The following is a 22,472-nucleotide window of genomic DNA, read 5'->3' as shown; positions in this document are numbered from 1 at the left end:
CGTACTTAGCGAGGGGAGGACTGCTGGATTCCCTGCTCCACCTGCCGCATGAACGCGTCCGGCGAGACGCGCAGACCGATAACGGGTATGCGGAGGACTCGCCGATTCTGCAAGGTCACGTGATTCGCGCGGAGGGCATCGTCCACGGAAGCCAGGCCCCAGCCGTGTTGGGCGCCGTCAATCTCCACGACCAGTCCGCAGGCAAACTCGGCGTCGAGATACACCCGGCCCTTGGGCCCACGGCATACCTTCTGGCGCACTGGTTCGGGCAAGTTTCGCGCCCGGCAGAGCCCCGCGAAGTCCAACTCTCCCAGCGAGTGGGCGCCGTCGCAGACATCCGCGATGACTGGACCGATGAGGTGTCGTCGCTTGGATCGCAGGATCTCGCCCCAGCGCTGTTGCAGCTTCGCGGGTCGCACGATGCCTTGCTGCACTGCCATACAGATCACAAGGGCGGCCTGGCGATCGCTGACGGCCAATTGAGCCGCTCGGATTGTGGCCATCGCGGCTTCCACGCGGGGGATGCCGCCGGGCGCGAGCGCCCCGACAGGCCTGCGCTGCTTGACTCGGATGCCCGGATGTCGCCAGATGCGCGAGCCGGCCTCGACGGAGACATCGATGAAGGGGAGAGTGAATCCTGATAACCCCGATGCCGTCAAGGAACTGGCGCCGTCGAGGACGGCGCCCGTACCGGACTCCCATATCGCCCACCACAACGAGGCAGGGGAACTCTTGCTCTCGTAGGTGACCGGGGTGGTTGCCATGTGAGCGTGTTTTGGGCCCCCGCCGGCGGACCAAGCGGGAAGCGGCGCTTGGAGGATGGCAATGGTGTTTGGTCCTACGGCTTGCCAGCGGCGCGCTGCCAGCTCCGCGTCGATTTCATCCTTCGTCACGCCGGCACCCAAGAGCAGCGCCCGAGCCACGATGCCGCCATACTTCCCCGCCAGATCGGTCGCGATCACCTGCCGCCTGCGGGCGCCAGCGCGCGAGTGCTGCGGCGGCGGTGCAGCTGCTGGAGTCGTCATCTCGGCAGTAGACCGCGACCTCGCCTTTCGCGCGAGGGGCTGCTCGCGAGCCTGTGGATAACGCCCCGCTGACCCGCGCTAAGTACGACATTCGGCGGTTAATAGGCCGCGGAATGTCGTACTTAGCGCGGAGGGTGTCGCTCGGCGAGGACGGGGGCCTCGCCGGGGGCGGGGCGGCGCAGGTCGATTTGGGGGATCATCCAGGTGATCACAGCGCCCACGGCCATCACCAGCGAGGCGACGAGGAAGACGTGGTCCATCGACTCGGCGAAGCCTTGCAGGAAGGGCTTGGCCAGGCGGGGGTCGAGGCTGGTCAGGAAGGAGGAGTCCTTCATGATCCCCTCACCGGCCGCACCGGACTTCAGCGAGGCGACGAATTCGGCATTCGCCGGGTCCGCCAGCGCCGCGCGGAACTCGGCGGTCCCCTGCGCCGCCGTCAACGACGAGGCGATCTTGTCCGGCAGCAGCGAGAACAGGATCGAGAGGAAGACGGCCGTGCCGAGCGTGCCACCGATCTGCCGGGTGAAGGTCGCCGACGCCGTCGCGATCCCCATATCCCGTCGCTCGGCCGCACTCTGCACCGCGAGCATCAGCGGCTGCATCATGAAGCCCATCCCGAGGCCGAAGAGCGTCGAGACGATCATGATCTGCCACATCGGGGTGTCCCACGCGATGTAGTGGAAGATGAACAGCGCCACCGCGATCAGCGGCGCCCCCAACCGCAGGAAGACGCGATAGCGGCCGGTCCGGCTGATCGTCTGACCCGAGATGATCGAGCCCGACATGATGCCCAGCGTCAGCGGCAGCAATTGCAAACCAGCCTCGGTCGGCGAGGAACCCTTGACGATCTGCAGATAGAGCGGCAAGCACGCGATGCCGCCAAACAAGGCAATGCCCAACACCGTCGAGGCGATTGAGGAGATGCCGATGGTCTTGTTGGTGAAGAGCCGGATCGGCAGCAGCGCCTCATCGCCCATCCAGCGCTCGATCGTGAGGAAGGCCAGCACGCCTAGGCCACCGATCACATAGCAGATCATCGAATCGGTTGAGCCCCAACCCCATTCGCGACCCTGCTCAGCCACGAGCAACAGCGGCACCAGCCCGACGGATAGCGCCGCCGCGCCCCACCAGTCGATCCGGTGGTCCAGACGCGTATGCCGCAGGTGCAGGGTGCGCATCACGACGAGCAGCGCGACGATCCCGATCGGGACGTTGACGAGGAAGACCCAGCGCCAGCCCGCGATGCCGAGGAAGCTCGTCATACCCGCGAAGAAGCCGCCGATCACCGGACCGAGCACGGAAGAGGTGCCGAAGACGGCGAGGAAGTAGCCCTGGTATTTCGCCCGCTCCATCGGCGGCACGATGTCGCCGATGATCGCCAGTGCCAGGCTGAACAGGCCGCCGGCACCGACGCCCTGCACCGCGCGGAAGGCCGCGAGCTGGGTCATCGAGTCGGCGAAGGTGCACATCACCGAGCCGATGACGAAGACCGTGATCGCCGTGATGAAGAAGGGCTTGCGCCCGTAGATATCGGACAGCTTGCCGTACAGCGGCGTCACGATCGTCGAGGTGATGAGGTATGCCGTGGTGACCCACGCCTGGCGATCCAGGCCCTGCAGGTCATCGGCGATGGTGCGGATCGCGGTGGCCACGATCGTCTGGTCGAGCGCCGCCAGGAACATCCCGAGCATCAGCCCGATGATGATCGTGACGATCTGGTTGTGACTGAGTGGAGACTCCGGGACGTCGGTCGACGTCAACTCGGGAGTAGCGGACATCAAAGGGCCTTGTCTCGGTAGGCCTCGACGCAATCGCCGAAGCGGGTGAGCAGTTCACGCAACTGGGCGACATCCTCGGCGCGCCAATCGGAGAGGAGTTCGGAGAACCATTCCTGCCGTTGCTCCTGCAGCGCGCCGAGGGCGTCGAGGCCATCGTCGGTGAGGGAGAGCAGGTGAGCCCGCCCATCGGCCGGGTCGGGGATGCGCTCGATGATCCCGTGGCGCTCCAGGGCGCTCGCCGCGCGGCTGACCGTCGACACTTCGACATGGGTCCGCTCGGCGAGGGTGGAGGTTCGCAGCGGCCCGCAGGCGAGGTTGAACAGCAGGGGGTATGCCGTGCCGTCCACCGCCGGGTGCGCGCGGGGTGCATCGCTGCGCATGGTGCGCAGCAGTTTGGAAACCCGCACCAGCTGGTATGCCAGCGCGTCCTCCGGTGAGCGTTCGCCCGGCATCGCCGCCGGGCACTGGCCCGTCGACGCGGGGTGAGAAACTTGCATACGCAAACAAATAGCAGATACTTGCTTGCGTCCGCAACTATTTCTCTCGGCCGGTATGCCAGCGCCGGATCAACGTGATCCGCTCGTGCACCTGCTCGGTGGTGGCCTTCGACAGTGGCGGGCCACCCGCCTGCCGGCGCAGCTCCGCGTGAATATGGCTGTGCGGCACACCTTTTGCGTGCGCGAACTGGCTCACGAGTGAGTTGAGCACGCGCCGCTGATCGGCCAGCGCTCGATGCAGCGAGACCTCGGGGGCGACCTTCTCGCGCCGATCGGCCCGGCGCTGGCGGGCGGCATGCCGGCGCTGCCGGTCGCGCAATACCTCCGCGACCTGGTCCGGCTCCAGCAAGCCGGGCAGGCCGAGATAGTCCTGCTCGTCGCGGGAGCCGGCTGCGGCCTGCAGGCCGAACTGGTGCGCGTCGAAGAGCACGTGATCGAAGTTCGCCAGCGAGGACAGCGCCTCCCACTCGCCGAGCAGATCGTCCGAAGCACCCTCCGCGCGATTGGCCTCAGCCACCAACTCCCCTTCCTCCGACCAGTCCCCGCCGCGCGCCGCGCCGAGCACGTGATCGCGCTGCCGCTCCAGCAAGGTCGCGTGCGACATCAGGGGCGCGACCGTCGGTAGGAAGATCGTCGCGACCTCGCCTCGCCGCCGAGCCCGCACGAACCGGCCGACCGCCTGGGCGAAGAAGAGCGGCGTCGAGGTCGCCGTGGCATAGACCCCGACCGCCAGCCGCGGCACGTCGACGCCCTCGGAAACCATGCGCACCGCCACCAGCCAGCGATCCTCGGACTCGCTGAACTCCTCGATTCGCTTCGACGCGCCCGCATCATCGGACAACACGACGGTCGGCTTGACCCCCGTGAGCCCTTCCAGGAGCCGGGCGTATGCCCGAGCCTGGGCCTGATCGGTGGCGATGACCAGTCCGCCCGCATCGGGGATATGGCGGCGCACTTCGGTCAGTCGCCGGTCCGCCGCGCGCAGCACTGATTGGATCCACTCACCCTTGGGGTCGAGCGCGGTGCGCCACGCGTGCGCGGTGAGGTCCTTGGTCAGTGGCTCCGCGAGCTCGGCTTCCAGCTCATCGCCGGCCTTGGTCCGCCAACGCATCGGGCCGCCATACGCCATGAACAGCACGGGGCGCACGACGTGATCGCGCAGCGCATCGGCATACCCATAGGTGTAGTCGGCGGCGGAGCGGCGAGTGCCGTCCGGCAGGTCGTCATACCGCACGAACGGGATCGGATTGTCGTCGGACCGGAACGGCGTTCCGGTCAGCGCGAGCCGCCGGCGGGCCGGGGCGAAGCACTCGGCGACCGCCTCGCCCCAGGTCCGCGCATCGCCGGCATGGTGGATCTCGTCGAGGATGACGAGGGAATTGGAGTTCTCGGTGACCGCGCGATAGTGGAAGGGGCGCGCGGCGACGCCGGCATAGGTCACGGCCGTCCCGACATACTGCTTCGAGCGGCCGCGACGCGAACCGCCCAGGCCCGGGTCGATATTGATGCCGGCACGGTGCGCAGCATCGGCCCACTGCACCTTCAGGTGCTCGGTCGGGGCGACGATCGTGATCTTGTTGATGACCCGCGCGTCGAGCAATTCGCGGGCGACCCGCAGGGCGAAAGTCGTCTTGCCGGCGCCGGGCGTCGCGACGGCCAGGAAGTCCTGCGGGGCCTCCCGGAGGTACTGCTCCAAGGCCGCCGCCTGCCACGCGCGCAGACTGGAGGCGGTGCCCCATGGCGCACGTCCCGGGAAGGCCGGGGAGAGGTGCTGGAAGTCCTTGCTCATCAATCCGTATCGAATCGTTTCGGGCGCAGGCGCGAAGTCACTATCTTGCCGCATCCTCTCGCCGGCCACTGACAGCCCGGCAATTCGGCGCTGTCGGTGCACCTCCTTAGGCTGGGTTGTATGACGCCCGCTCCGCCCACCCTCGACCGCCGAGTCAGCCTCGCGGTCCTGCTGCCGGCGCTCGTTGTCGGCGTGGTGGGTGCCGGGCTGTCCGGGGCGGTGGTCGCGTATGCCGTGGGCGACCCGGGCGCGGTCATGCGGTGGAGCGTGATCGTCACCCGCATTCTGCGCGATGTCGGGGCGGCTATGACGATCGGATTCGCCCTGGTCGGGGCCTTCCTCGCACCGGAAACCACCCGGACGCACCGGCGCGCCACGGCGAGTCGGCTCGCGGCGGCGTCGGGCACGCTCTGGCTGGTCGGGCTGCTGGGCAGCGTGGTCGCGGACTTCGCCGACGTCAGTGGACTGACGCCCAATCAGCCGCGCTTCTGGTCCCAATTCTTCGGGCTGTCCTGGGAGTTGGGCCTGACCCGGATGGGCATCATCAGTGCCTTCCTGGTCGGGATCATTGTCGTGATCTGCAGCGCCCCGCGTGGGCGCACAGGCCTGGCCTGGTCGGTCATGCTGGGCTGGCTGGCCCTCCTGCCGCAAGCGCTCGCCGGCCATGCGTCGGTCAGCCGCGATCACATGAGTGCCATCAACGGCCTGGCCGTGCACCTGATCGCCGTCACAACCTGGGTCGGCGGGCTGCTCGCGCTGATCGTCCTGCGCCGCCAACTCCAACCGCATCTCGGGGTGACGGCGACGCGCTTCTCCACGGTCGCCGGGTGGTGTTATGCCGCCCTCGCCGCGAGCGGGGTGCTCATTGCGTGGTTCGGCCTCTCAAGTCCCGGCGAGCTGGCCAGCGCGTACGGCGCCCTGCTGCTCATCAAAGCTGGTGCACTCGTCCTCCTCGGACTCGCCGGCTGGCAACACCGCCGCCGGATGCTGGATCGCCTCGACGCCGACTCTCACGACAGCGGGGCCTTCGCCCGGCTGGCCTTCGGTGAACTCGTGCTCATGGGGGTCGCAATGGGCGCCGCGGTAGCGCTCTCGCGCACCCCGCCGCCGGCCGCCGAACGCCTCTCACCCGACCCGACGACCGTCTACAAACTGACCGGCTATCCCGATCCGGGACCGCCTGGGCCGGACGCGTGGCTGACCACCTGGCATACGGACTGGCTTTGGCTCGCGGTCGCGGCCGTCGCGGTCTTCGTCTATGTCCGCTGGGTCGTACGCCTGCACCGCCGCGGCGACCGCTGGCCGGTGTGGCAGCTGATCTGCTGGGTGCTTGGCTGGGCGGTCTTCGTCTATTCGATGTGTGGTGCGCCGGGGGTCTACGGCCGAATCCTGTTCTCCTGGCACATGATCATGCATATGACGATCGCCATGCTCGTCCCGCTGCTGCTCGTTCCGGCAGCGCCGATCACACTGGCGCTGCGCGCGCTGCCCGCCCGCCGAGACAAGACGCTGGGGCCGCGCGAGTTCTTGCTCGCGCTGGTGCACTCGCGCTATCTACAGGTCGTCGCCAATCCGGTCGTCGCTGCGGTCATCTTCTTCTTCAGCCTGGCGACCTTCTACTTCACACCGCTCTTCTATTACGCGCTCGCCACCCACACCGGCCACATCCTCATGACGGTGCACTTCTTGCTCTCGGGCTATCTGTTCACCTGGGTACTCGTGGGCACCGACCCCGGCCCGCGCAAGTGGCCACCGCTGATCCTGCTCGTGATCCTGTTCGCGACGATCTCCTTCCACGCCTTCCTCGGGGTCATCATCACCGGCAGCCACACGCTGCTCGCGCCGGAGTTCTATACCCAGCTCGGCTTGCCGTGGTTGCCGGACCCGCTCGCCGACCAGCAGAAGGGCGGCGCGATCGCCTGGGGTGTCGGCGAGGCGCCGACGTTGGCCCTTGCTTTGATGGTGACCGTCCAGTGGCTGCGGCAGGATCGCCGGGAGACTGAGCGGCTCGACCGGCAGGCCGAGCGCGACCACGATGCCGAGCTGACGGCATACAACGAACGCCTTGCCCGCCTCGCCGCCCGCGATCGCGGGCAGTGACCGATCCGGATCGCCCCAGGAGGAGCCCATGAAGGTCGCCGTCATCCAGCTCGCGTATGACGATGCCGAGCCCCTCGCCACGCGGCGCGAGCGGGCGGCGGACCTGGTGCGCGCTCAGCGCGGACACGACCTTGTCATCCTCCCGGAGCTGTGGGGCCCAACGGGTTTCGACTATTCACGCTGGGAGGCGAGCGCCGAGCCGCTCGACGGCCCGACTATTGCCGCCTTGTCCGCGGCTGCTACCGAGATCGAGGCGCTGGTGCATTGCGGCTCGATCGTCGAGCGCCTGACGGAGCCGGGCGTCGAGGGGCGCACGCTGTGCAACACCTCGCTCGTGGCCTCGCCGACGGGCGAGCTCGTCGCGGTCTATCGCAAGATCCACCGTTTCGGTTTCGGCGCGGGTGAGCCGAAGCTCATGGAGGCGGGGGACCAGATTGTCACCGTGGGCTTGCCCACGACCGGGCACACGGCGGCGCTCTCCACCTGCTACGACCTGCGCTTCCCCGAGCTCTACCGGCGCCAGGTCGACGCGGGCGCGGACGTCTTTCTGATTCCGGCCGCCTGGCCGATGCCGCGGGTCGAACACTGGCGAGTGCTCGCGCGGGCGCGCGCCATCGAGAACCAATGCGTGGTGATCACCTGCAATACCGCAGGCACCCACGGTGGCTATCAGATGGGCGGCGCGTCCGCCGTGATCTCGGCCAAGGGCGAGGTGCTCGCCGAAGCCGGGCCAGCGCAGGAGGTGCTCAGCGTCGACATCGACCTCGGCGAGATTGGGCAGTGGCGCGCGAACTTCCCGGTGTTGGCCGACCGGCGCCTCTGAGCTTGCGCGTGTTCCGTTGAGGAACGGTCAGAGGCCGTCGACGCGGGTTTCGTCGACCTGGGTGCCAGTGTTGGGGTCGGTGCGGGTGACCCGGGTCGAGGAGTAGCCGCCCGCGGAAGTGCCGCGGTTGCCCATGACCAGCGAGAGCAGCACGGCCAGGGCGCCGCCCGCCATCATGATGTAGCCGATCATCGTCAGGTCGACGGCGCTGATGCTGTCGCGCACGGCGAAGGACAAGATGGCGCCGACGACGAGGAGGAAGATTCCGAGGCCGACATACATGAGATAACTCCTGAAGGCAGGGGTAATTCGTCGGCGCAAGGTTAGACAGAGATTGACCGCCCAGTGGGCCTTAGCGGTCGCCTAATTTGGCGAGGGAATCCCGTAGAACGATTCCAACAGCATGACTGCTGCCCCGGTCGCGACGAGATCGGCCGGGCCGGGCAGCACCCGGTCGGCCCGTGCCTTCGTGGCTCTGGGAGCTTTGGCGTTGGGCGGATTCGGCGTGGGCGCCTCGGAGTTCGTCTCGATGCGTCTGCTGCCGCAGATCTCGCAGGGCTTGCTCGGGGATCTTTTCGCTGCCGATCCGCAGGCGGCCACCGCCCGCGCCAGGTGGCTGATTGGTGCTTACGCGCTTGGCGTCGTCGTGGGCGCGCCCGTGATTGCCGTCGCCGCGGCCCGGGCGTCCCGTTCGCGCCTGACCGTGGGTCTTCTCCTCGCGCTGGCCATCGGCACCTTCGCCTCCGCGCTGGCCCCGACCTTCGAGTCGGTGCTTGCGGCGCGCTTCGTCGCCGGGCTGCCGCACGGGGCATACCTCGGGCTCGCCGCGCTCGTCGCGGGCCGCATCCTCGGCCCCGGCAACCAGGGCAAGGGCATCGCGGTCGCCATGAGCGGACTGACGATCGCCAACGTGATCGGTGTCCCGGCGATGACCTGGCTGGGGCAGGCACAGGGCTGGCGGGCGGCATACCTGCTGGCCGGGGCGATCTTCGTGCTGGCTCTCGTGCTCGCCATGCACAGCCTCCCAACACTGCCCGGCGACCCCACCGCCAACGCTCGCCGCGAACTCTCGGCCTTCGGCAATGGCCAGGTCTGGCTCGTCATGGGGATCGGCGCGATCGGCTTCGGCGGCTTCTTCGCGGTCTACGCCTACCTCGCCGATGTCACCACGCGGGTCACGGGCCTCGCAGACGCCGCTGTCCCCGCCGTGCTCGCGGCGACCGGCCTCGGGATGACGCTCGGCAACCTCCTCGGCGGCCGCGCCGCCGACCGCAACGGGGAGCGCGCCCTGCTCACCGGCCTCGTCGGTCTTGCCCTCTCCATGCTCGCCTTTGCGGCTCTGACGGGCAGCGCCATGGGCCTGTTCGCGGCTGCCTTCGCCGTCGGATTCGCCGCGATGTATGTCGGCCCCGCCGTCCAGGCGCGCCTCATCGCCGCTTCCGGCGACGCCCCGCTGCTCGGTGCCTCGATGAACCACTCGGCCTTCAATGTCGGCAACACCCTCGGCGCCGTCCTCGGCGGCCAGGTCATCTCGGCCGGCTTGGGCTACCGCGCGCCCGCCCTCGTCGGGGTAGTCCTCGCGCTCGCCGGCCTGGCGCTGGCGCTGATCAGCCTCCGCCTCGAGCGGCGCGCCGCCACCCGCCCGCCGACGTCTGCCTCCCGGCCACGTCATATGCCGCGGTTCCCTGCTGCTGAAACGGCGCGCTGAGGCTGAAGGTTTCCCGCCCGATGCCGGAACCCTTTGTTTGTGCCGGAAAGAATCTGACACGAACAAAGGGTTCTCGGCACTGGGCGGGAAACCTACATGGGCCCGCTCAGGCTTGGTCGTCAGAACGCGGCCTCGGGGACGTCCATCAGGGAGTTGTCCATGGCCTCGGCGATCGCGCGCTCGGCGGCGAGCTTGGGCAGGACATTGCGGGCATAGAACTGCGCGGCGGCGACCTTGCCGGTGTAGAAGTCCTTGTCGGCCCCGTCGGCGCCGGCATCGAGCTTGTCCTGAGCGATCGCGGCCTGGCGCAGCAGCAGCCAGCCGACGATCAGGTCGCCTGCGGCGAGCAGGATGCGGGAGGTGTTCTGCCCGACCTTGTAGACATTGGCGACATCGCCGCCGGTGCGCGGGTCGGCGGACATCAGCTGGCCGACCATCGCCGTGACGATGCCCTGCACATCCTCGACGCCCTTGGCGAGCAGTTCGCGGTCCTTGTCGAGTGTGCCGCCTTGCTGGCCGAGGTCCTTGGCGAACTCCTGGATCTGCATCGAGACCACGGACAGGGCCTGCGCCTTGTCGCGGATGATCTTGCGGAAGAAGAAGTCCAGGCCCTGGATCGCGGTCGTGCCTTCATACAGGGTGTCGATCTTGGCGTCGCGGACGTACTGCTCCACGGGGTACTCCTGCAGGAAGCCGGAGCCACCGAAGGTCTGCAGCGATTCGGTGCCGAGCAGCACCCACGCGCGCTCGGAGCCGAGGCCCTTGACGATCGGCAGCAGTAGGTCGTTGACGCGCGACGCGAGGTCGGCCGGGCTGTCCTTCTCCAACTGTTCCGAGCCGGTCTCCAACTGCGCCTGGTCGACGACATCTTGCTGGCACGCGGTGTAGAGCACGAGCGCGCGCAGGCCCTCGGCATACGCCTTCTGCAGCATCAACGATCGGCGCACATCCGGGTGGTGCGTGATCGTCACGCGGGGAGCGGCCTTGTCCGCCATCTGGGTCAGGTCGGCGCCCTGGACGCGGTTCTTGGCGTATTCCAGTGCGTTGAGGTAGCCCGTCGAGAGCGTGGCAATGGCCTTGGTGCCCACCAGCATTCGTGCGTGCTCGATGACGCGGAACATCTGCGCGATGCCGTCGTGGACATCGCCGAAGAGGGTGCCGATCGCCGGGTGCTGGTCGCCGAAGGTAACCTCACACGTCGTCGAGACCTTCAAGCCCATCTTGTGCTCGACATTGGTGACATAGGCGCCATTGCGCTCGCCGAGTTCACCGGTCTCGAGGTCGACATGGAACTTCGGGACGATGAAGAGCGAGAGGCCCTTGGTGCCTGGGCCGGCGCCCTCCGGGCGGGCGAGGACGAAGTGGATGACATTGTCGACCATGTCGGACTCGGCGCTGGTGATGAAGCGCTTCACGCCCGAGACATGCCAGGTGCCGTCCTGCGCCTCAACGGCCTTGGTGCGGCCGGCGCCGACATCGGAGCCCGCGTCGGGCTCGGTCAGCACCATCGTGCAGTGCCAGCCCTTTTCGACGATCCACTTCGCGAGCTTCTGCTGCTCCGGCGTGCCGAGGACGTACAGCAACTTCGCAAAGGCGTAGGACGCGGCGAACATCGCGATGGCCGGGTTGGCACCAAGCACCATCTCGTTCATCGCCCACTTCATCGACGGCGGGGCGACCGTTCCGTCCAACTCGCCGGGCACGTCCACATTCCAGAAACCGGAGTCCTGGTAGGCCTGATAGCTCTTGGCGAAGGCGGGCGGCATCGTGACCGAGTTGGTCGAGGGGTCGAAGACCGGCGGGGTGCGGTCGGACTCGACGAAGGAGGCGGCAAGCTCGTTCTCCGCGAGGCGGGCGACCTCCTTCAGCATCTCGCGCGCCGTGTCGGCGTCGATGTCCGCATACGGACCGTGCCCGAGCACCTCGCCTCGACCGAAGACCTCAAAGAGGTTGAACTCGATGTCGCGCAGGTTGGCCTTGTAGTGACCCATGGTCGTCCCCTTTGTCCGACGGCGTGCTGACTAAGCGCTTGCTTACCTTCCGACGGTAGTGTGCAAGAGGTCCCGGTGGGGCGCAAGCGATTGACCGATTTCGAGCGCATTCCGTGACCCGAGACACGTTGCCGTTGCGGGACATGGCGTCCCACATCCCGTATCAGTTCGCCGATTTTCCCCTCTGCTCACGTGAGGCAGGCCAGGTGCGCCGCCAGAAGGGGAGGCAATCGTGCAGCCCACTGTCGTGACCGACGCCGGCATGGAGACTGATCTGATCTTTCATCGAGGCATCGACCTGCCGGAGTTCGCCGCCTTCCCGCTACTGGACAGTGCCCCCGGCCGCCAGGCGTTGCGCGACTATTACGCCGCCTTCGCCGAGATCGCGGCCAGGCACCAGCTCGCCTTGTCCTTAGAGAGCCCCACCTGGCGGGCCAATCCCGACTGGGGAGCCCGGCTGGGGTATGACGCGCCCGCCCTCGCCCGCGTGAACGCTGACGCCATGTCCTTCCTGTCCGCCTTGGCCGATGAGTATGCCGTTCCGGTCACCTTGGTGGGAATGATCGGCCCTCGCGGAGACGGTTATGTCAGCGACGGTCCGGTGGATCCCATTGCGGCGCATCGCTATCACGCACCCCAAGTCGCCGCCCTGGTGAACGGCGGGGCGCAGCAGGTCACGGCATACACCCTGACCGAGGTGGGCGAGGCCGTGGGGATCACGCGTGCGGCGCGCGAGGTGGGAGTGCCCGTCGCGGTGGGCTTCACCGTCGAGACCGATGGACGGCTGCCCAGCGGTATGACGCTCGGCGACGCCATCGCCCGGGTGGACGAGGACGCGCCTCCGGACTCCTATCTCGTCAACTGCGCCCATCCTCGCCACATCGCCGCCGGGCTGTCCGCGGAAGCCTCGTGGCTCGGGCGCATCGAGGGCGTGCGCGTCAACGCCTCCCAGCTCTCGCACGCCGAACTCGACGAGTCAGAGGCGCTGGATGAAGGCGATATCGGGAGCCTGGCACGCGAGGTGGTCGGCCTGATTGACCTGCTGCCGAACCTGCGGCTGGTCGGCGGCTGCTGTGGGACCGACGCGCGTCACGTCGCGACAATGTGGGAGATGCTTCAACCCGGATAAGGCTGCAGTCGGCTGTGCACGCGCACCGTGCCGGGGCCGTATGTTGTGTCGAGCTCGCGCTGGAGCGTCCCGTCGTCGTAGATCACCTCGACGTCGACGAATCCCTCCGGGCCATTTGCCGAGGAGGTGAGCACGGTCTTGTTGGTGCTGACCTCCTTCTGGATGCGCAGCAGGTCCGCCTCGGGTTTGCCGCCCTGACTGACGCACAGCATGCCGCCCCAGAGCTTTCGGAGCTCCTGTTCCGCCGCCGCGGCGTCGTGGGTCACCCGCACATTGATGATCATCTTGACCGGGTCGTTCATCGCCTCCGGCTGCTTCTCCGGGTCGGCCGGGTTGATCGACTGGTCAAGCCACGCCCCGGCATAACCGGGCAGTCGGGTGGCCGCCTCCAGCATGGCGTCCTGCGCCGCCTGGGTCGTCTTGGCCGGGTCGACGACCTGCCAGCCGCCGTCGGGCACGGGGCAGGGTGTCGTGAAACTGGGGTCTTCTGGCGCACTCGGTTTGGGCCCGGTATAGGCCTCGGGCGTGACCGGGTCGCGGGTCAACTCGAAAGTGTTCGCCTCGGCGTCGTAGTTCCCGACGACGACATAGCTACCCCACCGCACACCTGCCGCCTCCTCGGGCGACGGCGCCTTGGCCCACTCCCAGTTGGTGATCAGGGGCCCACCGCACTGTGGAGGGAGGGAGGTAGCGATGCCGCCGAGGCACAGCTGCGGGCCCTTGCCGGGCGCCTCCAAAACCGTTGCACTGGCGAAGAGTGCCCCGGGATTTCCGGGGCTGGTTCCGGTCTCGCCGTCTGCCGATGGGGTCGAGTCGGCGGTCGGGGCCGTGTTCCCGCCGTTGACGCTCGATGAGGCGCCGCCTGGGCCAGCAACCTCGCTGCCGCAGGCGGTCAGGAGCAGGGCGGTGGCGGCGACGGCGAGCAGCGAGATCCTCATCGTGCTTCGACGCGAGCCAGAGCCCAATCGTTCCACTACGCCTCGGCTACCATCGCCCGGTGAATGAGCCGGGGGCCGACGGGGGCGAGCGGGCGGCATACCCCCGGCTCGACCCGGCCGACCTGGCGACCACCCTTGCGACGCTCGGGATGCTGCACGAACTCGCGCCCGACGACCCGGACATCCAGATCATCAAGCGCGCGGCCGGGGTGATGACCAGCCGTATCCGCAAGGCCCGGCGGCGCGAGGCGCGCGAGGCGGCGATGGCCCCAGGGCGCGAACACGACCAGCGGATCATCGCCTCGACCGCCACCGGCTCACCAGAGCGTATCGATGACGAGACCCGCGGCATACCCCTTGCAGCGCACGGGGATTCGCCATATGCCGGGGAACTTACCACCGCGCGCGGCTGCTATATCTGCCACGAGAAGTACACGCTCGTCGACGCCTTCTATCACTGGCTCTGCCCCCGCTGCGCCGCCTTCAGTCACGGCAAACGCGACCAGCACACCGACCTGCGCGGGAAGCGGGCGCTACTGACGGGCGGGCGCGCCAAGATCGGCATGTATATCGCGCTGATGCTGCTGCGCGATGGCGCCGACCTGACGATCACGACACGCTTTCCCCGCGATGCGGCGCGGCGCTTCGCGGCCCTGGCCGACTCGCCCGAGTGGCTTAACCGGCTGACGGTCGTCGGTATCGACCTGCGCGATGCGACCCAGGTCGTCGCGCTCGCCGACGAGGTCGCCGCCCGCGGACCGCTGGACATCCTCATCAACAACGCCTGCCAGACCGTGCGGCGCACGCCGGGTGCCTATGCGCACCTCGTCGCCGGGGAGGCTGAGCCCCTGCCTGCGGGTATGCCGTTGCCTCGCCTCATGGCCTTCGACCGGATCTCGGAAGCCCACCCGGCCGCGCTCGTCGGAGTCATGGCCGAGCACGCACACACTCACCCGGACGGCGGGGGAGCGGCCATGGCGTCGGCGGCCTCGCTGACTTCGCTTGCGCTGCAAGCCGGTTCGGCGAGCATGGAGCGGCATCTGGCGGGGACGGCGATTGACGCGGGCGGGCTGTTGCCCGATGACGTCCTCGTGAACTCGTGGACCCAGAAGGTGCAGGATGTCGATCCCCTGGAATTGCTGGAGGTGCAACTCTGCAATTCCGTCGCGCCCTTCCTCCTCGTCTCTCGGCTGCGGCCGGCGATGCGGGCTGCGGTTCAGGCTGGTGCCCGCCGGGCCTATGTCGTGAACGTCTCGGCCATGGAGGGGCAGTTCTCGCGCCGCTACAAGGGGCCGGGGCATCCGCATACGAACATGGCCAAGGCGGCGCTGAACATGCTCACGCGCACCTCGGCCAAGGAAATGTTCGAGACCGATCGGATCCTGATGAGCGCCGTCGATACCGGCTGGATCACCGACGAGCGCCCGCACCGCGAGAAGCTGCGCATCGCCGCCGAGGGGTGGCACGCCCCGCTCGACCTGGTCGACGGCGCCGCCCGTGTCTACGACCCGATCGTGCGCGGCGAGGCGGGCGAGGACATCTACGGCTGCTTCCTCAAGGACTACGCGCCCCACCCCTGGTGACGGCGGAACCGCCACTATGCCAATGCCCGGCGCGGACCACTCGCTCCACGGTTACCTCCCGGCCTGGGCACACCTTTTGGCATAGCGGCGAACACCCTGGCGACTCGATGCGTGAGGCACGGTCCTAGCCGAGGAAGGCAGCGATGGCGGCCTTGTCGGAGGCGATGGTGTCGGCGCCGATGTTGTGGCCGGCGACGTCCGTGAGCATGGCGGCGATGGTGTTCAGCCGCTCGGCGGCATAGCCACTCGCCAAGAGCTCTTGCCGAAGCCGTTGCGCGGCAGTGGTTTTCCGCGCCGCAAAGTCCGCGTTGGCTTCAAAGCGGCGGGAGAGCACATTGCCGCTCTGGTTGCCGCGGTTCGCGCCGCCGGGTGCCATCCCGCCGCCCGGAGCGCCGCCGCCTTGCTGGCCACCGGGTCGGTTGGTGACACCGAAGGTCAGATTGTGGTCCCAGCCGACGACTCTCATACGCCTCGTCGGCGCGGCCCACCACAGATAGGAGTTGTTGCCCGGCCCGTCGATCGCGTCGTAATTGCCGATCAGATCCTCGAAGGCGAGATAGGTCGCAAGGGCGTCGACCTCGACGTGCTCGCCAAGGCCCGAGGCGAAGCCCGCGTCGTCAATGTCGTTGACCCACTTCAGGAAAGCGATCAGCGGCGTGAGATCGTCCTCGCCCGCCTCGACGTCGAAGCGGTCGTCATATGCCGCCGCGTCGTCGCCGAGATAGTCGTAGTTCGACTGGGCCTCGGCCTTATAGAGAATGCCCTCGGTGTCGAACGTCCGCGCCACCCAGGGGTCGGACGGTTGCTCCATGATCAGCCGCAGCACCGGGGTCGCCCCGGCGACCGAGACCGCGGCATACGACCAGGGCTGCGACGGCATACCCGCCTTCGCCATCAAGTCGAGTGACATCGCCTCGTTGAGAGCGGAGGCCGAATTGTTCAGCCGCACAACGATTTCCGTGACGTCGCCGTGCGCCTGACCATCGACATACTTGTCTAACCGCACGAGCCATGGGTATGCGGATGCGCTCGATCCCGTCGCCACCCGCCAGATCGTGGAATTGCCCTTCAGGCGCACCCCGCAGCGCTCGTATGTCGTCCCGTCGATCGTCACGCCCGCCTCGACCCAGTCCTTGGAGCGGTCGCTTTGATAGGCCGCAAGGATCGACTGAAAGTCACTGTCGGACAGCGAGATATCGAGAGTATGCAGCCGGGTCGAGTCGAAGACGCCGGTGGCGGTGCTCTGGGCGGCCGGCTCCGCGGACGCGGCCGCGCCGGATGCGGTGCTGGTGTCGGCGCCGGATGAGCATGCGGCCAAACCGACGACCACCGCAGCTCCGGCACCCCAGCGCAGCATCGATCGCCGGTCGAGTGTCTTTGTCATAGCCCCATGGCACCCCTGGTGTCTACGGGCCACCCTTGCCCCGGCTGTGCGGCGCCTGTGACATTGGCCCTGCGGCCAGACGGTCTTGGGCTGGGTGGCCCGGCGGTCAGGCGGGCAACTTCGGGTGGGAAATGTGCGCTTCGGGTGGCCTAGAAAGTGGGGTGAACCTCAGGTTTCCGGCATCCGGAGAGAAATAGCGAGAGCCGGTGACGGGAATCGAACCCGCGTGTCCAGCTTGGGAAGCTGGCGCTCTACCATTGAGCTACACCGGCGCGCCCGGGGGCGAACCAGCGGGCCCGGGAAGTCTAACCCAGTCTCGCGGCCGACCCGGCAGGGTGTCAGGGCAGGGCCAGCGCCATCCGGCCGGTCCACGAGCGCAGGGTCTCGAGCATCGCCGGGGAGGCCACCTCGATGGTGAAATGGGCATCGAGTTTGCCCAGAGCGACGAGCACCCAGGCGGCATCGCGGGCCACCAATTCCACCTCGCACGTGCCGGCGTCCAGCGGCGTCACGCTCGCCCAGCGGCCGATGAGTGCCTGCGCATCGGCCGCGGCGAGATGCACGAGCGCGCGGACGCGATCCTCCTCGCGGCCGGCCTGCTTCAACCCCGCGCGGACGTATGCCGCCGCGTCACCCCCGGGGATTTCGCGTTGCCGGAAGCGTGCCCGGGTGCCCTCCGGTTCGCGAAGCCGATCGAGGCGGAAGGAGCGCCAATCGGCCCGGTCCAGGTCGTGGGCGACGAGGTACCAACGGCGCCCGACGGTCACGAGTTTGGCCGGCTCCACATGGCGGATGACCTGCGCGTCGGCACCGTCGCCGGACCGGGCGACATACGTGAAGCGCAGTCGCTCTGAGTCCCGAATCGCTTGCGCGACAACGGCAAGCACGGATGCATCGATCTCCGGAGACTGGCCTAATGGCGAGTCGACGGTGACTGCGCGCAGCGCCTCGGCCCGGCGGCGCACGCGCGGCGGCAAGACCTGCACGACTTTGCCGAGCGCGGAGAGGGTCGAGTCCGCGAGCGCGCCCGACGCCGAACTGGCGGCCGCACCGAGGGCCACGACCATCGCAATCGCCTCCTCTTCCTCGATCACCAGCGGCGGGAGCGAGCCACCGCTGCCCAGTTGGTAGCCGCCCTCGGTCCCGCGGCTGGACGAGACGGGATAGCCCAGGTCGCGCAGCCGCTCGACATCTCGGCGCAGGGTGCGCTCTGAAACCTCCAACCGATCGGCCAACTCCGGCCCCGGCCAAAAGCGGTGCGACTGCAACAACGTGAGCAGCCGAAGGGTCCGCGAGGACGTGTTCGCCATGTCCCTCAGTATGAATCGGAATCAGGTCAAAAAGTGACCGGAAGTCTGAATAGCGTCGTTGGTGCACGACATCGACCGGAACGACTCGAAAGGCAGATCCGCATGTCCACCACGCTTGTTCCATCCCGCACCGACGCCCCAGAGGTGCTCGACGTGCACCCTTCGCCCCAACCCGTCGCTGGCCGGGCCCGCACGCTGGCCTTGGTCAGCCTGCTGCTCTCCGTCACGATGGAGTTGCTCGACCTGACCATCGTCAATGTTGCTCTCCCGACCATCGAGGCGGCCCTCGGGGCCAGCGCCTCGATGCTGCAGTGGGTGGTCGCGGCATACCCGCTGGCGTTCGGTATCGCCCTCATCACCGGTGCGCGCCTCGGTGACCGCTTCGGCCGCAAACGCGTGTTTGTCCTCGGCCTGATCGGCTTCACCATCGCCTCCGCCGCCTGCGGATTCGCCCCAAGCATCGGCGCACTCGTCGCCTTCCGCGTCCTGCAAGGGTTGGCCGCGGCCGCCATGGTTCCTCAGGTGCTGACCAGCATCCAAGTGATGTATGCCCCCCACGAGCGCGGCCTGGCCCTGGGCTTGTTTTCTGGGCTTGCCGGGATCGCTGCCGTCCTCGGCCCGATCATCGGCGCCGTCCTGACCGAGGGTCCCGGCTGGCGCGCGGTCTTCCTCGTCAACGTGCCCGTTGGCCTGATCGCGATCGCTGCCGCTGTGCGCTTCATCCCCGAATCGCGCGCCGAGCGCCCGGCCCGCATCGACCTGCGCGGCGTCGCCGTGCTCTCCGGCGGCCTGTTCGCGATCCTTTATCCGCTGACGATGGGCCACGAGTTGGGCTGGCCGATCTGGACGTATGCCGCCATGCTCGCTGGCCTGGTCGTTCTCGGATTCTTCGTCGCCGCCCAGCGCCGCCACGAGCGCACCGGTGACGAACCCCTCGTGGCAACCGCGCTTTATGCCGGGCGGGCCTTCACCGGCGGTTCGCTCGTGGCTGCGTCGATGTTCGTCACGACGGGCGGCTACTTCCTCGCCTCGACCCTCTATTTCCAGATCGGTCTCGGATGGTCGGTGCTCAAGGCCGGCCTGGTGAACCTGCCCTTCGCCATCGTCTGCACCGTGACCGCTGGGCTGGGCGCGACCGTCCTGCTCGCGCGTCTCGGGCGCCGGGTCCTGGCGCTCGGCGCCGCGATCATGGTCCTCGGCTTCGCCGTGCTGGCACTCGTGGTGCGCAGTGCCGACGCCATGACCTCGGTCTGGGCGTTCGTCCCAGGTCTCGCCATCGTCGGCGCCGGCTTCGGCTTCGTCGTTTCCTCTGCAGCGCCGGTGGCGTTGGCCCGGGTTCCGCTCGAGCGCGCGGGGGCGGCGTCCGGGCAGTTCAATACCACCGTGCAACTCGCCAACGCCATCGGCGCGGCCGCCTTGGGCACGCTCTTCTTCGAGGTCGCGGCGCGTCACCTGACGGCAGGCCCGGCCGACGCTTTCGGTCGCGGGTTCCTGCTGGTGCTGCTCGTTGGCATCGCGATGATGGGCGTCGTCATCGCGGCGACGCGGATCGTCCCCGAGGACGTCCAGAACGGCCTGCAGCCGGGCGCGCACTAACCGCAGCCACCGCGTCCGAACCCGGCTATCCAGCCCGAGCTGGCCGCCCCGCCCGAGCCCGCCGGTCCGGCATCCGCCGGACCGGCGGGCTCTGCGCTGCCGCCGCGCGATGGGTAGGTTTGCCCCCGTGCTGCTCTCCGATCGTGACATCCGGGCCGAGATCGACAACGGACGGGTCGTCCTCGACCCGTGGGATGCGTCGATGATCCAGCCGAGCAGCGTCGATGTGCGGCTCGACAAATACTTCCGGCTGTTCGACAACCACAAATATCCCGTCATCGACCCGGCCCAGGACCAGCCCGAGTTGACCCGCCTCGTCGAGGTCGACCCGGCCGAAGGATTCGTGCTGCACCCGGGCGAGTTCGTCCTTGGCTCAACGCTGGAGACCGTGACCCTGCCCGATGACCTCGCGGCTCGCGTCGAGGGCAAGTCCTCCCTCGGCCGGCTCGGGCTGCTCACGCACGCCACGGCTGGCTTCGTCGACCCGGGATTCAGTGGCCACGTCACCCTCGAGCTGTCCAATGTCGCGACCCTGCCGATCATGCTGTGGCCGGGGATGAAGATCGGCCAGCTCTGCTTCATTCGCCTCTCCAGCCCGGCCGAGAATCCGTATGGCAGCGCGGCCTACGGATCGCATTACCAAGGCCAGCGCGGCCCGACCGCCTCACGCAGCTTCAAGAACTTCCACCGCAGCGAGGTCTGACCCGACTTCGGTCGCAGATTTAAGGTCTGAGCTTTGGCACTACATATGGGGCCAAACCTCAGACTTACCTGCCGGTACGCCCCCGCGTGCCCGCCAGCCCAAACCAACTGACGATGCCGCCGCCGGCCAGCAGCGCCGCGCAGGCGAGCATCGCGGGACGGTAGCCGGCGGTGAAGGCGGCGGGATCGGCATACGCATCCCCGGTTAGGCCGACGAGCGGCGGCAGGGCGGCCACGGCGATCAGGGAACCGGCCCGTGCGACCGCATTGTTGATGCCCGACGCCGTCCCGGCGAGCCGGTCGGGCGCGGCGGCGAGCACAGCGGCGGTCAAGGGCGAGACGAGCGCCGCGAGGCCCAACGCAAACAACACCATCCCCGGGAAGACACCGGTCCAATAGCGCGTCTCGGCACCCACCCCCGACATCAGCGCCACCCCAACGGCGCACACCAGGGGCCCGACCGTCATGGGCACGCGAGGCCCGATCCGTTGCCCAAGCGCGGCCGCGCGAGACGAGAGGGCGAACAGGGCCGCCGTCACGGGCAGGCTGGCGAGTCCCGAGGCCATCGGGCTGAAGCCTGACGAGACCTGCAACTGGATGACGAGGAAGAACATCACGGCACCCAGCGCGCCATACACAAGGAAAGTCATGCCATTCGCTGCGGAGAAGACCCGCGAGCCGAACAAGTCCATGGGCACGAGCGGACGTGGTGCTCGCCGTTCGTATGCCGTGAACCCCGCCAGCAGGGCCAACCCGCCGCAGCAGCCGAAGACCGTCCGACCGAGCGGTCCATCGCTCGCCCCGATCAATCCCCAGGTCAGCAGACCCAGACCGGCCACGGTGAGCACCGCACCGACCCCGTCGAGCCCGCCGCTGGCCTGCGGATTTCGGCTCTCTGGCACGAAACGCCAGACCAACAACATGACGGCCGCCGCGATCGGCAGATTGATCGCGAAGATCCAGCGCCACCCGCCGTGATCCAGCAAGAAGCCCCCGACGAAGGGCCCGAGGGCCGTCGCGATGCCCGAGGTCCCGGCCCAGGTGCCGATCGCCGCGGCCCGATCCTCGGCGGCGAAACTCGCCTGGATCACTGCCAGCGCGCCCGGTGTCAGCAAGGCACCCCCGACCCCTTGGATCACCCTCGCGAGGATCAACTGTGTCGGATCCTGCGCCACCGCGCACGCGAGGGAGGCGAGCGCGAAGAGCGCGATGCCCACGACATACACCCGCCGTCGTCCGACCCGGTCGCCCAGCGCGCCGCTGACCAGGATGAGCGCGGCCAGCGACAACAGATAGCCGTTAACCACCCACTGCACCTGCGCGAGGGAAGCCCCCAACTCTCGGCCGATTGTCGGAACCGCGAGATTGACGACCGTGCCATCCAGCAACGCCATCCCCGAGCCGAGCGTCACGGCCGCGAGCGCGCCCCGGCCGGCGCGGGTGCCGCGCCGCAAGGGCTGTTGGGTTGGGAGACTTGTCATGACCGCGAAGACTAGATCCCTCGACCGACACCCCCGCTAGCTCCGGCACACGGCTGGTCCACGCTCGAACCGACCTGGGCCACTACTCGCGACAGCCAATGGGAGCCGTCGAGGGCCCGCAGGTTATGTCTGCGGCCCGTCGTCGCTTTCTGGCACCTCGAACTCGGCCTCGCCGCCGGCCGGGCGCACCACGAGAACATCGCATCTGGCCCTGCGGGTCACTTCCTCGGCCGTTGTGCCCAATAGGCGATCCGCCAGCGAGCGGTCATGCACGGCTCCGAGCACGATGAGGTCTGCCGAGCGCTCCTCGGCGACAGTCACTAGCGCCCTTGATGGGTCGCCGTCGATGAGTAGCGCGGCTGACACGACAGCGCCTGCTGCGCGCGCGACCTCGCTTGCCGCGGCCAGGGCCGCGTCGGCAGCGGCCCGGCCCAGGACTTGGCCGACCCGCGTATCGCCCCCGATAGCCGCCGTGTTGCGGGCGTCCTCGCGACGAGAAAGCGCCGCATAAGCACACACGATCACCAGATTGGCGTCATCGCGGTGCGCCAACCAAGCGGCTCGAGCAACAGTTGGTGCGGCGAGGGCTGAGCCATCTGTTCCGACGACGATGGTGCGGTAGTCCTTCATGGTCATGA

At 68.3% G+C, this 22,472-nt stretch carries 18 protein-coding genes and 1 tRNA gene; 7 read left to right on the top strand and 12 right to left on the bottom strand.

Annotated elements, in window-relative coordinates:
• Positions 1–5: 5 nt before the first annotated feature.
• From ABD225_RS15070 to ABD225_RS15055, 4 genes are all read right to left on the bottom strand, one after another.
• On the bottom strand, positions 6–1,025 hold the full coding sequence (locus tag ABD225_RS15070; RefSeq protein ID WP_344087228.1) for a hypothetical protein: 1,020 nt from the start codon (positions 1,023–1,025) through the stop codon (positions 6–8).
• Between the two features lie 122 nt (positions 1,026–1,147).
• Positions 1,148–2,803 carry an MDR family MFS transporter gene (locus tag ABD225_RS15065; protein ID WP_344087225.1) on the bottom strand — a complete coding sequence of 552 codons (1,656 nt, stop codon included), beginning with the start codon at positions 2,801–2,803 and terminating at the stop codon, positions 1,148–1,150.
• A complete protein-coding gene (locus ABD225_RS15060; RefSeq protein WP_344087223.1) occupies positions 2,803–3,300 on the bottom strand; it encodes a MarR family winged helix-turn-helix transcriptional regulator in 498 nt (165 codons plus the stop codon). Before ABD225_RS15060 ends, ABD225_RS15065 begins: the two co-directional genes overlap by 1 nt.
• A gap of 37 nt (positions 3,301–3,337) precedes the next feature.
• Entirely contained in the window at positions 3,338–5,089 is a 1,752-nt protein-coding gene (locus tag ABD225_RS15055; protein ID WP_344087220.1) for a DEAD/DEAH box helicase, read from the bottom strand.
• A 120-nt stretch (positions 5,090–5,209) separates the two neighbouring features.
• Here ABD225_RS15055 and ABD225_RS15050 point away from each other — a divergent pair, with 120 nt between their 5' ends.
• Both ABD225_RS15050 and ABD225_RS15045 read left to right on the top strand, forming a co-directional pair.
• Complete coding sequence (locus ABD225_RS15050) at positions 5,210–7,189, top strand: bifunctional copper resistance protein CopD/cytochrome c oxidase assembly protein (protein WP_344087217.1); 1,980 nt, start codon at positions 5,210–5,212, stop codon at positions 7,187–7,189.
• 28 nt (positions 7,190–7,217) lie between these two features.
• On the top strand, positions 7,218–8,012 hold the full coding sequence (locus ABD225_RS15045; RefSeq protein ID WP_344087214.1) for a carbon-nitrogen family hydrolase: 795 nt from the start codon (positions 7,218–7,220) through the stop codon (positions 8,010–8,012).
• Between the two features lie 27 nt (positions 8,013–8,039).
• Here ABD225_RS15045 and ABD225_RS15040 read toward each other — a convergent pair whose 3' ends face one another.
• On the bottom strand, positions 8,040–8,294 hold the full coding sequence (locus ABD225_RS15040) for a DUF6458 family protein (RefSeq protein ID WP_344087211.1): 255 nt from the start codon (positions 8,292–8,294) through the stop codon (positions 8,040–8,042).
• A gap of 121 nt (positions 8,295–8,415) precedes the next feature.
• Between ABD225_RS15040 and ABD225_RS15035 the strand changes: the two genes are divergently transcribed.
• Positions 8,416–9,720: an MFS transporter gene (locus ABD225_RS15035; protein WP_344087209.1), complete on the top strand. Its 1,305-nt coding sequence runs from the start codon at positions 8,416–8,418 to the stop codon at positions 9,718–9,720.
• Between the two features lie 119 nt (positions 9,721–9,839).
• On the opposite strand, the gene ABD225_RS15030 is transcribed toward ABD225_RS15035, so the two are convergent.
• Entirely contained in the window at positions 9,840–11,711 is a 1,872-nt protein-coding gene (locus tag ABD225_RS15030; RefSeq protein ID WP_344087206.1) for an acyl-CoA dehydrogenase, read from the bottom strand.
• Positions 11,712–11,943: 232 nt separating this feature from the next.
• Here ABD225_RS15030 and ABD225_RS15025 point away from each other — a divergent pair, with 232 nt between their 5' ends.
• Positions 11,944–12,840, top strand: a complete 897-nt coding sequence (locus ABD225_RS15025) for a homocysteine S-methyltransferase family protein (RefSeq protein WP_344087203.1) — start codon at positions 11,944–11,946, stop codon at positions 12,838–12,840.
• Here the strand turns inward: ABD225_RS15025 and ABD225_RS15020 are convergent.
• Positions 12,828–13,778 (bottom strand): hypothetical protein, encoded by a 951-nt coding sequence (locus tag ABD225_RS15020; RefSeq protein WP_344087200.1) that lies wholly within the window; start codon positions 13,776–13,778, stop codon positions 12,828–12,830. The two genes, ABD225_RS15025 and ABD225_RS15020, sit on opposite strands and share 13 nt — an antisense overlap.
• Positions 13,779–13,927: 149 nt before the next feature.
• On the opposite strand from ABD225_RS15020, the gene ABD225_RS15015 reads away from it, so the two are divergent.
• Positions 13,928–15,361, top strand: a complete 1,434-nt coding sequence (locus ABD225_RS15015) for an SDR family NAD(P)-dependent oxidoreductase (protein ID WP_344087433.1) — start codon at positions 13,928–13,930, stop codon at positions 15,359–15,361.
• Positions 15,362–15,485: 124 nt separating this feature from the next.
• Here ABD225_RS15015 and ABD225_RS15010 read toward each other — a convergent pair whose 3' ends face one another.
• The 3 genes from ABD225_RS15010 to ABD225_RS15000 form a co-directional block, all read right to left on the bottom strand.
• Positions 15,486–16,745 carry a CotH kinase family protein gene (locus ABD225_RS15010; RefSeq protein WP_344087197.1) on the bottom strand — a complete coding sequence of 420 codons (1,260 nt, stop codon included), beginning with the start codon at positions 16,743–16,745 and terminating at the stop codon, positions 15,486–15,488.
• Positions 16,746–16,946: 201 nt separating this feature from the next.
• Positions 16,947–17,017, bottom strand: a tRNA-Gly gene (locus tag ABD225_RS15005).
• Between the two features lie 66 nt (positions 17,018–17,083).
• Positions 17,084–18,055 (bottom strand): helix-turn-helix transcriptional regulator, encoded by a 972-nt coding sequence (locus tag ABD225_RS15000; protein ID WP_344087194.1) that lies wholly within the window; start codon positions 18,053–18,055, stop codon positions 17,084–17,086.
• A 102-nt stretch (positions 18,056–18,157) separates the two neighbouring features.
• Between ABD225_RS15000 and ABD225_RS14995 the strand changes: the two genes are divergently transcribed.
• Positions 18,158–19,651, top strand: a complete 1,494-nt coding sequence (locus tag ABD225_RS14995) for an MFS transporter (protein ID WP_344087191.1) — start codon at positions 18,158–18,160, stop codon at positions 19,649–19,651.
• 127 nt (positions 19,652–19,778) lie between these two features.
• A complete protein-coding gene (dcd, locus tag ABD225_RS14990) occupies positions 19,779–20,354 on the top strand; it encodes a dCTP deaminase (protein ID WP_344087188.1) in 576 nt (191 codons plus the stop codon).
• A 64-nt stretch (positions 20,355–20,418) separates the two neighbouring features.
• On the opposite strand, the gene ABD225_RS14985 is transcribed toward dcd, so the two are convergent.
• Positions 20,419–21,834, bottom strand: a complete 1,416-nt coding sequence (locus ABD225_RS14985) for an MFS transporter (RefSeq protein ID WP_344087185.1) — start codon at positions 21,832–21,834, stop codon at positions 20,419–20,421.
• Between the two features lie 123 nt (positions 21,835–21,957).
• A complete protein-coding gene (locus ABD225_RS14980) occupies positions 21,958–22,470 on the bottom strand; it encodes a universal stress protein (RefSeq protein WP_344087182.1) in 513 nt (170 codons plus the stop codon).
• Between the last annotated feature and the right edge of the window lie 2 nt (positions 22,471–22,472).

Source organism: Nostocoides veronense, from assembly GCF_039531185.1.
Lineage (GTDB): Bacteria > Actinomycetota > Actinomycetes > Actinomycetales > Dermatophilaceae > Nostocoides_A > Nostocoides_A veronense.
The sequence above is the reverse complement of the archived record's forward strand: the minus strand, read 5'-3'. Positions and strand labels throughout refer to the sequence as shown.

Coding starts and splice junctions, on each gene's coding strand:
- ABD225_RS14995 (WP_344087191.1), top strand. CDS start 18,158: ATGTCCACCACGCTTGTTCCATCCCGCACCGACGCCCCAGAGGTGCTC.
- ABD225_RS14985 (WP_344087185.1), bottom strand. CDS start 21,834: ATGACAAGTCTCCCAACCCAACAGCCCTTGCGGCGCGGCACCCGCGCC.
- ABD225_RS14980 (WP_344087182.1), bottom strand. CDS start 22,470: ATGACCATGAAGGACTACCGCACCATCGTCGTCGGAACAGATGGCTCA.
- ABD225_RS15045 (WP_344087214.1), top strand. CDS start 7,218: ATGAAGGTCGCCGTCATCCAGCTCGCGTATGACGATGCCGAGCCCCTC.
- ABD225_RS15050 (WP_344087217.1), top strand. CDS start 5,210: ATGACGCCCGCTCCGCCCACCCTCGACCGCCGAGTCAGCCTCGCGGTC.
- ABD225_RS15070 (WP_344087228.1), bottom strand. CDS start 1,025: ATGACGACTCCAGCAGCTGCACCGCCGCCGCAGCACTCGCGCGCTGGC.
- ABD225_RS15065 (WP_344087225.1), bottom strand. CDS start 2,803: ATGTCCGCTACTCCCGAGTTGACGTCGACCGACGTCCCGGAGTCTCCA.
- ABD225_RS15055 (WP_344087220.1), bottom strand. CDS start 5,089: ATGAGCAAGGACTTCCAGCACCTCTCCCCGGCCTTCCCGGGACGTGCG.
- ABD225_RS15060 (WP_344087223.1), bottom strand. CDS start 3,300: ATGCAAGTTTCTCACCCCGCGTCGACGGGCCAGTGCCCGGCGGCGATG.
- ABD225_RS15030 (WP_344087206.1), bottom strand. CDS start 11,711: ATGGGTCACTACAAGGCCAACCTGCGCGACATCGAGTTCAACCTCTTT.
- ABD225_RS15040 (WP_344087211.1), bottom strand. CDS start 8,294: ATGTATGTCGGCCTCGGAATCTTCCTCCTCGTCGTCGGCGCCATCTTG.
- ABD225_RS15000 (WP_344087194.1), bottom strand. CDS start 18,055: ATGGCGAACACGTCCTCGCGGACCCTTCGGCTGCTCACGTTGTTGCAG.
- ABD225_RS15035 (WP_344087209.1), top strand. CDS start 8,416: ATGACTGCTGCCCCGGTCGCGACGAGATCGGCCGGGCCGGGCAGCACC.
- ABD225_RS15015 (WP_344087433.1), top strand. CDS start 13,928: ATGCTGCACGAACTCGCGCCCGACGACCCGGACATCCAGATCATCAAG.
- ABD225_RS15010 (WP_344087197.1), bottom strand. CDS start 16,745: ATGACAAAGACACTCGACCGGCGATCGATGCTGCGCTGGGGTGCCGGA.
- ABD225_RS15020 (WP_344087200.1), bottom strand. CDS start 13,778: ATGAGGATCTCGCTGCTCGCCGTCGCCGCCACCGCCCTGCTCCTGACC.